The 14,777-nt window shown below is 52.8% G+C and carries 7 protein-coding genes and 1 other annotated feature; of the genes, 1 reads left to right on the top strand and 6 read right to left on the bottom strand.

Features of this window, described 5'->3' with window-relative positions; genetic code table 11:
* Positions 1 to 6: 6 nt before the first annotated feature.
* From B4H10_RS04135 to trpS, 4 genes are all read right to left on the bottom strand, one after another.
* Positions 7 to 408: a hypothetical protein gene (locus B4H10_RS04135; protein ID WP_059075320.1), complete on the bottom strand. Its 402-nt coding sequence runs from the start codon at positions 406 to 408 to the stop codon at positions 7 to 9.
* A 173-nt stretch (positions 409 to 581) separates the two neighbouring features.
* Positions 582 to 1,355, bottom strand: coding sequence for a TatD family hydrolase (locus tag B4H10_RS04130; protein ID WP_292018237.1), 774 nt, complete (start codon positions 1,353 to 1,355; stop codon positions 582 to 584).
* Positions 1,356 to 1,372: 17 nt separating this feature from the next.
* Positions 1,373 to 1,963: a 5'-deoxynucleotidase gene (gene yfbR / locus B4H10_RS04125; RefSeq protein ID WP_059075322.1), complete on the bottom strand. Its 591-nt coding sequence runs from the start codon at positions 1,961 to 1,963 to the stop codon at positions 1,373 to 1,375.
* Between the two features lie 9 nt (positions 1,964 to 1,972).
* Positions 1,973 to 2,959 carry a tryptophan--tRNA ligase gene (gene trpS, locus B4H10_RS04120; RefSeq protein ID WP_059075323.1) on the bottom strand — a complete coding sequence of 329 codons (987 nt, stop codon included), beginning with the start codon at positions 2,957 to 2,959 and terminating at the stop codon, positions 1,973 to 1,975.
* Positions 2,960 to 3,003: 44 nt separating this feature from the next.
* Positions 3,004 to 3,242 (bottom strand) — a binding site (T-box leader).
* A 119-nt stretch (positions 3,243 to 3,361) separates the two neighbouring features.
* Between trpS and B4H10_RS04115 the strand changes: the two genes are divergently transcribed.
* Complete coding sequence (locus tag B4H10_RS04115; protein WP_059075324.1) at positions 3,362 to 4,675, top strand: purple acid phosphatase family protein; 1,314 nt, start codon at positions 3,362 to 3,364, stop codon at positions 4,673 to 4,675.
* 82 nt (positions 4,676 to 4,757) lie between these two features.
* Here B4H10_RS04115 and B4H10_RS04110 read toward each other — a convergent pair whose 3' ends face one another.
* Complete coding sequence (locus tag B4H10_RS04110) at positions 4,758 to 13,850, bottom strand: ESPR-type extended signal peptide-containing protein (RefSeq protein WP_292018236.1); 9,093 nt, start codon at positions 13,848 to 13,850, stop codon at positions 4,758 to 4,760.
* 514 nt (positions 13,851 to 14,364) lie between these two features.
* Positions 14,365 to 14,777 (bottom strand): S-layer homology domain-containing protein (locus B4H10_RS04105; protein WP_292018235.1); only part of this gene is annotated, 413 nt, incomplete at its 5' end.

Here is a 14,777-nt window from a genome sequence, read left to right as displayed (position 1 = left end):
GCTTACTTATTCGTTCCTTGTTCTGGGCGGGACAGACTTAAAGTACCCGGCAGCCTGCATTTCTGCCAGCTCGTCATCGGATAACGTACGCGCCGCATGACGCTCCGCTTCTTCTACCGGCTGGGAACGGACAATGGCAATCTTATCGAGAACGGCATTATATATATCGGCAGGCTTGTTTTCTTTCAGCCAGTCCAGCATATGTTCCACCCATTGCCGGCAGGACCACGATCCTTCACCATGATTATGTCCGCGCAGAATCTGTATCTGCACTTTTTCCGGAATCTTGGCGATCAGCCAGTTCCACATTTCATAATGAATTAAAAACGTATATTTGGCATCGATCTCGCGCAGATTCTTTTCATGAAGCTCTAATTCGTAGCGGGACCAGAATAAGCCAATTGTCATTCCCATTACCTCCTAACAAGGATGTTTTATGTTGAAAAAGTCCTTGCCTGCGCAAGTACTTCCTTATACAATTCTATACATTTTCCCAAATTCCTGCAACTACAGAAAAAATACCACAAAAAGAAGGCTGAAGCAGAAACCCGTGTCCTGTTCAGCCTTCTCCGCTACTTCCGTCATAAACGGAACAACGTTTCTGTATTTTTCTTAGCCTGTACGATCAGATCCCCAACCGGCACATCCATATACGAAGCAAGTGTCTGCGCCACGTAGACAATATTATTGGGGACATTGGTCCGTGGCAGGTGATATCCCCGCGGTGTCAGATAGGGCGCATCCGTTTCCAGCAGCACTCTGTCCAGAGGAAGAATCGATACGGCATCGCGCAGGTCATCGGCTCGCCGTTCGTCACAGATCCAGCCTGTAATACCTATATAAAATCCCATATCGAGCAGTGTCTCTAATGTTTTCCTGTCGCCGGTATAACAATGTACGACGGACTGGGAGCAGATGGCTTCATGTCCGGAAAAACAGGAAATGAAATCACGGGCAGCGTCCCGTTCATGGAGGAACATGGGCTTATCCAGCTCTTCCGCCAGGGCGATGAGCTCTTTGAAAAAATGGAGCTGGTTCTCTTTTGTCGAATACATGCGGTCGTAATCAAGACCCGTTTCCCCTACGGCGACGACTCTGGGATTGGTCGTTACGATGCGCCGGATTTCTGCTATATCGGCCTCTTTCGCTTCATCTGCCGCATGCGGATGGATTCCGGCCGTCCCATAGGCATCGTGCCGTTTGACAAAGTCATTGACCTTACGGTTTTCCCGGTCCTCGGACCCGGTTAGGATACAGCAGATTCCATCGGCTGCCGCATCAGCCAGGATGCGTTCCGGCTTAGTAAAAGACCGGGTAAACAGATTGAGACCAATATCATAATAAGTAATATCCATATCACACCTCACGCTGGTCAGGATCCGCCATTCATGTCATCCAGAGACAGGAGAAAACTCGGCGCATAGTCGCGGAGAAACTGCTCTACCTCCGGCATTCCCAGGTCACGCAGACGGGCTCCGATGGTTTCATATGCTTCATTAAATTCGTTGTTGCCGGCATGTTTTTCCTGAAGGCATTTCAAGTACGCGCTCAATGTATCAGCCGCCTTGACAAAGGGCCATACAGGATCTTCTTCAGCATGACAGATCAGCCATTCATAATCAGGCTGCAAATCCTCTGGCAGCGTTTCGACAAGCCGTTTCTGTGCCAGCTGTTCCACTTCGCCATAGGTCCTGCGCATGACCGGGCTGAAGTACTTGACCGGCGTCGGCATATCACCAGTAAAGACTTCACTGGCATCGTGATACAGCGCCAGCAGGACGGCCCGTCCGGCATCTACAGTGCCGCCATCAGCATAATATGTATTGTGTAACAGGCAGAGGTGATAGGCAATCATCGCCGTCTGCAGCGTATGCTCCTGCACATTTTCTTCGATGGTGTTACGCATCAGGCTCCAGCGGCGGATAAATTTCATGCGCGCCAAAATGGCAAAGAAATGGCTCATATGTACTCCTTATTTACGGTACAGACCCATAGCCCGGCAGGCTTTCACATAAGTGACATTGGCCTTGGCATGGGCTTTCTTGGCGCCTTCGTCGAGGATGGCATCCAGTTCGGAATCGCCTACGAGCTGATGATAGCGCTGCTGGATAGGTTCCAGTACGGAAATGACAGCATCGGCTACATCTTTCTTGAATGCTCCGTAGCCTTTGCCTTCGTAGGCTTTTTCAATATCTTCATGGCTCTGGTCGGTCACGGCCGAGAGAATTTCAATCAGGTTGGAAATACCAGGCTGGCAGTCCGTGTCATAACGCACGGTATTCAGGCTGTCCGTCTGGGCCCGTTTGATTTTCTTTTCAATATCTTTGGGATCGTCGAGAAGATAAATAGTAGCCGTCGTGTTGGAATCAGATTTGCTCATTTTCTTCGTCGGTTCCTGCAGGCTCATGACACGAGTGCCATCGTGGCCGAGCAGGATCTGGGGCAGTTTAAATACGTCCCCGTACAGACGGTTGAACCGCTGTGCCAGGTCACGGGTAATTTCCATATGCTGCTTCTGATCATCGCCAACGGGAACGTAGTCAGCCTGATACAGCAGGATGTCTGCCGCCATCAGGGGCGGATAGGTCAGAAGACCGGCCGGAATGGAATCGCCCCGTTTGGAAGCCTTATCCTTATACTGGGTCATCCGTTCCAGTTCACCTACATAAGAAGATGTAATCATGATCCAGCCGAGCTGTACGTGTTCCGGAACTTCCGACTGTACGAACAGCGTCGCTTTCTGCGGATCCAGACCGGAAGCGATATAAATAGCCGCCAGCTGACGGGTCCGTTCATGGAGAAGCTGCGGATCCTGCGGCACGGTGATAGCATGCTGATTGACGATGCAATAATAACATTCATTGGCATCCTGTAATTTAGAAAAATTACGCAGTGCACCCAGATAATTCCCTAATGTAAGATTGCCACTCGGCTGGATACCTGAAAAGATAATAGACATGATTGTTTTCCTCCTGTCAATAAAAAAACCTTCCATCCCTTATATATAGGGACGAAAGGAAAGTATTTCCGCGGTACCACCCTGGTTGGCATAATGCCCGGCTCTTACATGCACATCATCATGCACTCTTTCCTGGTAACGGTGAAAGTTCCGGCCTGTCATACTGACTTCTGACAGCCTCTCCCGGGCCCATTCCTTCTTTCTCCTCCTGCCGGACTTCCACCCTCACCGGCTCGCTGAAAGGGGTATGAAAGAGCTACTTGCTCCCGCTCATCGAGTTTCTTTATACATACAGGTATTGTAGTCCCGAATACGTACCATGTCAAGAAGCATTTTGTAAAAAAAGTCTTGACTTAAAGCTCACTCCATGTGCTAAAATAAGCCATCACAGGAGGAATGTATATGAAATTAACGCGAAAAAAAATTATATTGACTGCCCTTCCCCTAGTGGCAGCCGCTCTCATAGGAGCTTATTTCTTTATACCCGGTTCCAAAGCCGTGGCCCGTCAGGGCATACAAGTCACCAAAGCAGCAGCCGCTCACTACGATCTGACCAGCGATGTCGATGCCTCTCACGTACGCCAGATTATCACCCGTGACAGCATGACGAGCCGCACCATCATGTGGCAGTCTGATTTTTCCGAAGAGCCGGCACTGGTCGAATACCGCGTCAAGGGATCTGATGGCGACGTGTTCCAGCAGCAGGCGACAAATGAAGCCTTTAACGACGATGATACGACGACCTACGTCCACAGCGCATTGCTGCAGGACCTCACACCGGGAACGACGTACGAATACCGCGTCGGATACGGAGAAAAACGGACGGAATGGCAGGAATTCCAGACGGCCCGGGGAAATGATTTCAAAGCCCTCATCTTCCCTGATTCCCAATCGAGTGATTACAGTTACTGGGCGGCTACGGCTCAACCGGCCTGGCAGCGCAACAACGATGCCCAGTTTTTCATCAATATGGGCGACCTCGTAGATAACGGGCAGGACCACTATCAGTGGAATGCCTGGTTCGATGTCGTCGGCCCCATGATCCGCCGCATCCCCGTAGTCCCACTCATGGGAAACCACGAAACGTACAACCGCGACTGGAAGGTACGGATGCCCGAAGCCTATCTCCATCTCTTCTCTCTGCCCGGCGGCGTCCCTAAATCGTATCAAAACCAGTTCTATTCTTTCGATTATGGAGATGTTCATTTCGTCGTCCTCAATACGCAGGCATCGGAACTGGCTGACTGGCAGCCACAGCTCAACGAAGATCAGGCAGCCTGGTTCCGCCAGGATATGGCAAAAACGACGAAGAAATGGAAAGTCGTCCTCATGCATAAGGATCCACTGCAATACGGATTCGCCAGCCGGCCCCAGCCACGGGAAGAAGGATTTTCCCAAGAAGGCACATTCTGGATGCCCCTCTTTGATGAAACGGGCGTAGACGTCGTCCTTTCCGCCCACCTGCACACCTACCGTGACCGGGGACACATCAGGAATTTCCAGCGCGATCCGTCGGGACCGCTCTACATCATTACCGGCGTAGCTGGCAACGTCCAGTATCCCGGCCTCTGGAAACAGCACAGTCTGGATGAATATGTAGCGCCCCAGCCGGAAACAGATAATTATATGACTATGGAAGCTACAGAAAATCAGCTGACATTCCAGAGTTTCCTGCCTGACGGCACACTGTTGGAACGCACGGCTGTAGAAAAATAACACATACACCGGATAAAAGTAAAACGGAGCAATCCGGCAGACAAATGAGTCTGTCAGACTGCTCCGTTTATTTGCGTACATTCTATTTTCTGTCTTTGACGCGGACACGCTGTACCGTCGGCTGACCTTTATCGTCGCGATGGATTGTGTCAATCCGGATGTACTGGAGTTCCGGTGAAAATTCTCTGACCAGTTTACTCAGTTCCGGATCCGTGCTTCCCACACCGCTTTCAACGATGCGGTATACGATGGCTGCAAATTCGTAGCGGGTCATCATGCGGTCCCCTTTGAATTCGCCATCGGGATACCCTTCAAGAATCCCTTTCTTAGCCAGTGTCGTCACATACTGGTACGCCCAGTGGTTTTCTGCCACATCAGGGAAGAGGGCACTCTTTTCCGGACCTTCCGCCATGCCGTGCATGCTTTCCAGTTTGGCAATGAGGGCATCCTGTTCGGCCATATGGCGGCGCATGGCTTCCATTTCTTTGGCCATGGCTACGCGGGATGTGGAAATGTGATTGCCCTGTCCCAGTTTGATGCTGACGCCGGCATTGAACATGTTTTCCCCGCCGCCGAAGGATCCGCCGATGCTGAACATGGTGTCTTCGTTGGGGCGGTAGTACGCTCCGACAGCTGCCGCATTGGCTCCCCGGTAATGGCCGTAACCTGCGGCAAAGTCCCACTTGTCATCGGGATCGAAGTCCAGCGGATGGAGGGCTGCCAAAGCCGCCGAGCCGGCACCGACGCGGTCTACGCGGGTTCCCAGTTTATTCACAGTCCCGCCCAGATAGGAAATAGCCTGATCGGCCGCATAGAGCTGGCTGCCGTTGACGGCATCGGTCGAGTCCTTGCTGATTTTGCCCGGTGCAACGCCTTCAATCTTGTTGCCGCCCATGTTGACATCACCCTGCTGGATGGTGATATCCTGATGGGTGCTGTCGCCAGTCTTGACGGTCAGGCCACCGTTATTGATGGTCGTGTTGCCCGTAGTGACGCTGTTGAGGCCGGTCAGATTCTTAGCCAGACGGACGTTCAGCGTATCATCGGCGCCTTTTACGATGCCGATGTTAGGATCACTACTGACCTCTCTGGCGCCGCCCTGGATCTTCAGGGTATCGCCCAGGCCTACGGTGACATTCTGGCCATCATCGCCCTGGAATACGCGGCCGCTGTCCACCTTGTCGCTGACAGTCTTCAGCTGGTCTTCCGTGGCGGCCCGGCCGTTCTGGATGTGTTCACCATCCCAGTTCCGATTGTCCAGGCCATTCAGGAAATTGCCCGTGGCCGGGTTGTTGTCCCCAGCCCCATTGGCCTGTTGGCCCAGGATCATAGCGTTATCACCAGTACCGATGGTCACCTGGCCTTCAGAGCCTTTGACGGTAACCTGTTTGGTGGCATCATTGCCCAGGGTGATATCATCATTCAGGTTCACCGTATGGTCATCCTTCACAGTGATGTTCTTGCCGCTCCTGGCCTCAGAAGCCTTCGCTTCATTCCTGGCCAGCTGCTTCACATCCCCGATGCTGGCGGCGTTGTTGTCACCGTCATCGGCATACTGTTTCCCGTCGATGCCGCTGGCGATATTGGTAATCTGCTTGGCCCCGCCGTTGATGCCCTGATCCGTAATGGTGATGCCACCCACTTTCACCTTGTTGGTATCCACTCCATCTTGATTGATGGTGGTGTTCCCGGCTTTCACACTGCCATCGTCCCCCAGGTCCACATCTTTGTTCAGGGAAATTTCCAGCCCACCGTTCTTGACTTTCGTCTGGATGTTCTTTCCATCGCCCTTGACGGCAATGGTACCGCCCAGGTCTTGCTTCACGGTGTTACCCGTTTCATCTGCCAGGCCGAAGCCGCCCTTTTCAGCGCCCTTGATTTCGCCAATGGCCTGGCTCAGCTGGCCTTCCGTGGCGGCCCGGTTTTCCACAATATTGTCTTTGTCCCAAGCCTTGTTGTCCAGGCCGGTGATGTAGTTACCGGTCTGAGACTGATCTGCAGTGCTGCCATCCGACTTTTTGCCGGTAACGGTCTGGTTCCCGATGGTGATTTTGGAATTCGTATCCGTACCTTCGCCCACCGTGACTTTGGCAAAATCCGGTGTATCGGTCATGACGATTTCCAGGCCATCGCCCTTTTCATTGCTGCGGACGCCCAGGTTCCTGCCGGATGCCTTTTTCAGTGCATCTCCATCGGTGATGCCGCCTGTAAGGGACAGGGTGGAATTGAGCTTTTTAGCGACTTCCTTCCCGTCATTGCCCACGAACTTCAGGCCGTCATCCAGGGTAGCCACGGTCTGGGGATTGCCGCCATCCTTATCGGTATAGACAATGCGTGTCATATCGGTCCCGGCAAGGTTTTCCTTACCGGTCTTACCGTCTTTTCCTGCCTGTCCTTTTTCCGTCCTGATGAGGGTGGTGCTGTATCCCTGCTTGCCGTCGGCTCCCGGAAGGCCATCTTTACCGGTCAGACCAAGGGTGCCTTCCTGACCGTCCGTGCCGTCTTTCCCCAAAGACAGGTTGTCGTTGAGCTTGATGTTGTAGGTCATCAGGCCATCGCTGTCTCTCTTGGCCGCAATCATCAGGTTGCCATTCTGGGTATCATATTCCCCATAGGCATTGGCTCCCGGATCAGCTGTTGCCGGATTGGATTTGTCGTTGACCGTGACCACCGTACGCTTGCCGGCGGCCGTAGTGGCATTGTTGATGGCTTCGCTGACTTTGGCCAGCTGGTCTTCCGTAGCAGCCCGGCCGCTGACATAATCTGGATTCGATACACTCCAGTCCTTATTGGACAGACCGATCGTATAGCTGCCATCAACAGGATGGTTGCCCTTGTTGGTGGTCAGTTCCGTATTGGTGAAATGACCAATCTTGGCATCTCCCGCCTGCAGGGTACCATCATCCAGATTTACATGTTTGGCCAGCTGGATGTAGAGCTTGCCATTATCATCTTTTGTCACACCGATATTGGCATCCGTCAGATCACCTTTGGCTTTCCCTACGATATCCAGCCGTTCATTGAGTTTCCTGGTGATGACTTTTGAAGCATCATTCTGGCCGTCATCCCCGGCGAACTTCAGACCATCATCCAGGGTGGCTACCGTTTGAGTATCCTTCCCGTCGGTGCCGTCCTGTCCGTTCTGGTAAACGATGCGGGTGATGTCCGTGCCATCCACGCCAGGTTTGCCGTTCTTGCCATCAGCACCTGTCTGGCCCTTTTCGGTACGGATAAGGGTGGTCGTGATGCCATCAGCACCGTCTTTGCCGTTGATGCCGATGTACCCATCCTTGCCGTCTTTCCCAGCTTTACCTTCCTGGCCTACCACTACGCTGTCCGCGGAAATATTCTTGTCCATGAGCACATGGATGGTGGTGTTGCCGTCTGCATCCTGTTCCACAGAAGTCAGCAGGTTTTTGCCGGAGTATTTATCCAGTGTTTTATCCCCAGCACCGGTGATGTTGATGGTACTGCCCAGCTGGTTGGTCACCGGGTTGGAACCGCTTTCCGCCCCCTTCTGGTTGGCGCCGAACTTGAGACCTTTCCCCAGTTCTTCGAAGCCACCGATGGTGATGTCGCTGGCATCCGTTCCATCCCCATTCTGGACCTTCAGAGTCACTGTACCAGTTTTCGTATCAACCGTGTACTTTCCATTAGAACCGGCTGCCGGGTTCTGCACCAGATGGAGATCATGTTTAAGTACATTGCCCAAATCGATGGAAATCTTTTGGGGATTCCCATTTTCATCCCTGTCATTCCGGGTCAGTTCCAGTGTCTTCCCATCATCAGTTACCGTTCCATTTGTCACATAATAGTCGTGAAGGCCAGTGATTTCAATCTTTGAGGTCTTATTGTTTTCTGTCAGGGTAAGTTTTCCCGTACCATCATTGACCGTAGGCTGACCATTGTCGCTACCGCCATCAGTGTGATAGGCCACTTCACCGCCAGTAACGTATACATCACCGGCAACGGTACCCTGCTTAATGTCGTCCGCGACTTTTTTCAGCTGGTCTTCCGTAGCCGCACGGCCGCTCTGGATTTTGTTGCTGTCCCAGTTGATATTCTTTAGCCCTGTAATGTAATCATTTTCATCCGGGTTGGCACTGTCTCCCCCAGACTGTTTGCCAATCACAATACCGCCGGTATATCCGCCTTTGCCGTCCGCATCTCCGCCTACCCGGACCGTATTGAACCGCACATCGTCGGCTGTGGCAATGGTCACGTTATCTGTGTTGGTCGCATCGCCGGTAATGGTGATGTTCTGGCCCTGGATCAGGTTGACTTTCGGGCTGTCCGGTGTCACGGCTTTCTGTTTCGTGCCGTTCACATCGAGCTCCCATCCCTTGTTCACCGTATCGATGACTGGCTGAACGGTGCTGCTGGCGATATTCTTCACATCGCCGATATTGGCGCCGTTGGTATCCGTGTTGTAGGTCGGTTTGCCATCAGCCGTGCCGTCCGCACCGCTGCCCATGTTGGTGACCTGATTGCCGCCGTAGGAAATCTTATCGCCGTTAATGACCACATTCTTTGTTTCATCGGCTGCATCGTTGGTAATCTTGATGCCGCTGTCATCCATGACGGTCTTGCCGGTGGTGACGGAGGTCAAATTCTTCAGGTCCTTGGCCAGTTTCACCGTCAGGGTATCGGTGCCGTTGGAGACCACACCGATGTTTCCGTCGGTGAGGCTGTCCTTATTGGTCACGCCGCCGTTGATGGTGGTCTTTTCATTCATCTTGCGGCCAAAGCCGGCGGTGTCCGGCGTGCCGTCGTCCTTGATGTCGCCGGCGTAGATCTGGCCGTCGTCCATGGTGGCCAGTTCATAGGTATGGCCCTGTTCGTCCTTATAGTGGAGACGGGTAGCCGCCGGGTCATTGCCGGACGTGGTGATGTTCTGGCTGTCGGTCAGGGTCTTGGCGCCGTAATGGACATTGGTGTCCGCCTTGGCTGCCTTGCCGTCCTTGTCCGTCAGGTCCGGATTGCCGGCAAAAATCACATCACTGGTGGTCACGGACGTAAAGGCAGGATTTTCATCCATGAGGATGGAAATATCGCCATTTTCCGCAATGCGGGTGGTCAGATTCTTCGTGCTGTATCTGTGGTTGTCAGTTTCATCGCTGGCCTTGATGGCAATGGTGTCCCCCAGTTTCCGGCTGACCACCTTGTAGCCTTTGTAGTTGTCCGTGGTATTGGAAGCATCCTTGGTGTTGGTGGTGAAGCCGAGGCCTGCCGCTTTCAGCTGGGCCACGTTGACGGCATCTGTATCCAGGGAACCGGCCGCCACACCAGTGATCTGGCGGGTCAGGAGGCTGCCTTCCGTGTCGTTGCCGATGGCAATGGCGTTGGCATTGGCAACCCAGGCCGCAGAAGCCTCTGTGGTGGCATTTCCAGTCAGCACATCGTACCCCTTGGAACCGCCGGAACGGTTGGCCACAGCCCCGCTGCCCAGAGCCACGCTGTCTGCCAATTTGGCCTGGGCCCCATTTCCGATGGCGGCGGCGTTGGTGGCTGTTTCATCCACCGTGCCGCCCAAAGCGGCCAGAGAGTTTTTTGCCGCGGCGTTGGAACCCACGCCAAATGCTGTAGACGCTTCGCCGGAAGCAATGCTATTCTCGCCCCAGACGGTGGCATTGGCATTGCTCAGGATGTGATAGCCATTGGCACCAGCGTTGGCCTGTTTCAGCGTTACATTCGTAAGAGCTGTATCACCCACTGTCACTTTACCGTCGGTTCCAATCGTGGCAGAGCGGATATTGCCTCTGTAATCACGGATATAGGTATTGCCGTCTTCTCCCTGGAGCAGCACATAGCTGTGAGTTTCCCCACCAGCAACAGTATAGGTGACAGATTTGGTATTACCATCATTGTCCAGATAAGCCAGATTCCCCCGGGCATCCATCTTTTCCCGGGAAAGCTCAATGGGATTGCCGTTTTCATCTTTGACAACACGGCCTCTCTTATCGGTCTTATAGATGATGTTGGTATAGGCACCATGTCCATCCAACACGGCACCGGCCACGTTGTCCGTACCAAAAGCCACCGTGTTCATACCGGCAGCTACGGTGCTGTTGCCGAAAGCGGTGGAGTATTCGCCCAGGGCTTCCGTACGATTGCCGAAGGCAGTGGAACCGTAGTTGTTGGCTACCGCTTCATTGCCAAAAGCCATAGAGTTCTGTCCGGAAGCCACAGCCAGCTGGCCGAAGGCCGTAGCGTTGGCACCGGATGCGGTGGTGCGCTCTCCAAAGGCAGTGGCCCGTTTCTCTTTAGCCGTGGTCTGCCAGCCAAAGGCGGTGGAATTGGTACCGCTGGCTGTGGTCCGTTCGCCGAAGGACAGGGCATTATCCCCGCTGGCCACATTGTCGGCCTGCTCTGCGGTGGTATCGGTCTGCTGACCGCCAAAGGTCAGGGCATAGCGGCCGGTGGCTTTGCCATACTGGCCGATGACCGTGGCGCCCTTACCTTCCGCCTGGGCGCCATAGCCGATGGCCACGGCGTCTTCGCCACTGGCACTGGCCATGGGACCGGCGGCCAGGGCATTGGTGCCGGAAGCGCCGGTGTTGTCGTAGTTGCTCCCGTCACCGGAAAGGGTGGAATTGACGCTGTAGTAGTGCATGTTGATTTTGGTTTCCATGGCCTTCAGCTGGGCCACGTTGACAGCGTCGGTGTCCTGGGTTCCGGCGGCTACGCCGTTGATCTGGCGGGTGCCGGTGGCCGTGCCGTCGCTGTCCACGGTGCCTACGGATAGGGCGCCCAGAGTGGACACCCAGGGTGCCCCGGTGGCGGTGGAAGCCTTGCCGGTATGGGGATCCAGGCCGGTCTTGCCGGAATCAACATTGGCCGTGGAACCGCTGCCCAGAGCAACGCCGCCTGTTACATTAGATTTGGCATTGTAGCCCAGGGCAATGGCCTGATATTCTTGGGCATTGGCCCCATCCCCTGCAGCCAGGGCGTAGGAGCTGGAAGCCGAAGCAGCTCCGATAGCAATGGCATGATAATAAGCCGATGCACCGCTGCCCAGAGCCGTGGCATTAGGAGCCGTCGCCTGTGCATTATATCCAAGAGCCGTTGCGTCTCCACCACTAGCTTTTGCACTGCTGCCTATAGCTGTGTCATCAGATGACTGGGCTATAGCACCACTGCCCAGAGCGGTAGTATAAGAGGAATAGGCAGAAGCCCCATTGCCCAGAGCAGTAGCATAAGATCCACGAGCCCCTGCACCACTGCCTATGGCCGTAGCCTGGGAGTCGGTAGCATTAGCCCCATTGCCCAGGGCCGTAGCTTGAGAGTAAGGAGCATTCGCGCTGGCACCTATGGCTATAGCATAGGTGTTGGTAGCCGAAGCACCGTTGCCCATGGCGATGGCGTAAGATCCATGAGCCCCTGCGTTGTAGCCTATGGCCGTAGATTGAAAGCTGGTAGCAGAAGCACTATTGCCCAAGGCAGTAGCATAGGTGGCAGTGGCCCCTGCGCTACTGCCTATGGCCGTGGCTTGGTTGCTAGTAGCCTTGGCACTGGCACCCACGGCTGTGGAGTTTTCGTAAGGCGCATTGGCACTGGCGCCTATGGCCATAGCATAGGTGTTGGTAGCCGAAGCACCGTTGCCCATGGCGATGGCGTAAGATCCATGAGCCCCTGCGTTGTAGCCTATGGCCGTAGATTGAAAGCTGGTAGCAGAAGCACTACTGCCTACGGCCGTAGCATAAGTTCCATGAGCCCCTGCGTTGTAGCCTATGGCCGTATCCTGGTAGCTGCTAGCAGAAGCACTTCTGCCTATAGCCGTAGCTTGGGAGGCTGTAGCATTAGCATAAGTACCCACAGCTGTGGCGTCGTCGCTTGAAGCTGTGGCGCCAACCCCGGCAGCCAGGGCATTGTTGCCGGTGGCGCCGTCGTTCAGATAGTTGTTGTTTCCGGCCTTATCGGTAGCTTCCGTGGTCTTTACGCTGTAGTAATGGGTCATGGCTTCTTTCAGCTGGGCCAGGTTCACAGCATCACTGTCTTCACTGCCGGCGGCCACATTGGTGATCTGGCGGCTGACACCGCCATTGCCGATGGAGAGGGCACCTGCGCCGGATTGCCAGGCCACATCGCTCTTCGTTGACGTGGTACCTGTCTTGGGGTCCCAGCCGGTGACGCCGCCAGAACGGTCTGCCTGGGAATCCATACCCAGGGCAATGGCTCCATCCACTACAGCTTTCGTATCTTTGCCGATAGCTACAGTATTTTCTTTGGCCACAGCCGTATCACCGATGGCTACGGCCGAATTATCGGCGGTAGAGTTGTAGCCAACGGCTACGGCATTGCTACCGTTGGCGGTCACATTGGTACCAGCGGCGATAGAGTTGTCCGCAGACTGATAGAGGGTGACAGAATAGAGATGGTCCGCATTGTCGGATTTCTGGTAGCTGTACACCGGCTTGCCATCTTTCTGATCAGCCTTACTGGCGTCGCTGGTAATTTCCGTCTTGGTGATTTCTTTTCCCGTATCGGGATCCTTTTCTGTATAGGTATGGACATACTGGGGCGTAGCGGTCTTATTCCCATCCCCGTCCCGGAACACCTGGGGCACCTGAGTGGGCTTGCCATCCTTGTCTTTGTACCAAGTAGCCTTTTCCGCATCAGTAGTCTTATTACCGTCTGCATCGGCATAGTAAGTGATAGGTTTGTTAGTTATTTTCGCACCATTGCCGATAGCCGTGGAATTATCCCCTTCAGCATGGTTGTTATAGCCTACAGCCGTAGAACCTCCGGATTCCGTGGAAGTAGTCAAATCAGCAGCTTTTCCTTCATTGCTCACTAGCTGCGTATTATCTTTATCCATAGGCTGCCCATTCTTCGTAGTTTCCCCTTCCGTCACATTGCGCAAGGTATCTGAATTCGTACCGATGGTCGTATTATTTTGTCCCTGAGCTTTCGTCCCTTCTGCAACAGTGTCTTTCCCAATAATGAGATTTCCCTGCGCATCATAGGTTGCGATACCGCTATTACCCAAATCCACTGGCCCCGCCGCCAGAGCATAGGACGACAGACAGAGAGTAATGGCCAATGTCAATGCACAAATCCGGCTCCCGCTGTGCATCCGCTGTGACTGTTCTTTTCCATGGCTCTTAGCCAGTTCCGATACGACGACATAACAATTTCTTACTTTGTTGTAAATGACTTTGTAAATTTTGTTCATAAAGTCCCCACCCTCATTTACAGATATTCAATTCCCTATCTTTTGTATCATATCATTTACAATATAATTACCATAATATTGCAAAAATCATTACTATTTTAAACCTTAATCTCTGATATGAGTCAAACAACATAATGTTTCCGTATTCATATATGTATTTATGCTATAAAAATAACATTATAATAATTACGCTCTATCAATAAGCTGTACCAAATGGGAATAAAGCTCTCGTTATAGTCTATTTTCTAACATCTCTATAAGAAATGACAATATATGACAATTTTACTTTTTTATCTCCACCGCTCTATGTAAATCAAAAAGTTTTTGAACTCTATTCTTTATATCTATGTTTTACGTTTAACTATACCATAAAATAATGAATTGCAATAAAAATATTATATCGGTATAATAATTACTAATTGATTGTATCTGATCCACTTTGCTGCAAATAGAAAAAGGCCTGAAGACCTTCCCGCGGAAGTCTCCAAGCCTTTTCTAACTAATCATCGTACCTTTATTTCGTTGTATCTTGAACGCGTACGCGCTGTACTGTCGGTTCACCCTGAGCATCGTGGTGGATGGTGTCGATTCGGATAAATTTCAGTTCCTGGTTAAATTCTTTTGCCAGTTTTCCTAAGGTACCATCCTGATTCAGGCTGGGATCCGATGCGGCTCCCATGGTGATAGCCCGATAGACGATAGCAGCAAATTCATAGCGCGTCATCATGCGGTCACCGGCGAAGTTCCCATCAGGATACCCCTTGAGGATTCCCGCTTTGGCCAGTTTGGACACGTATTCATAAGCCCAGTGGTTTTCCGGCACATCAGGGAATAAGTCGTTTCCTTTATCCTGTATCGAACCGGTATCCACGCTGGTCAGTTTTTCTATGAGCGCACTCTGGCGATTGACAATCTGATTGAGCTGGG

It is taken from the genome of Megasphaera sp. UBA4382 (assembly GCF_002391155.1).
In the GTDB taxonomy this organism is placed as follows: domain Bacteria; phylum Bacillota; class Negativicutes; order Veillonellales; family Megasphaeraceae; genus Megasphaera; species Megasphaera hexanoica.
This window is presented reverse-complemented; position numbering and strand designations above follow the sequence as displayed.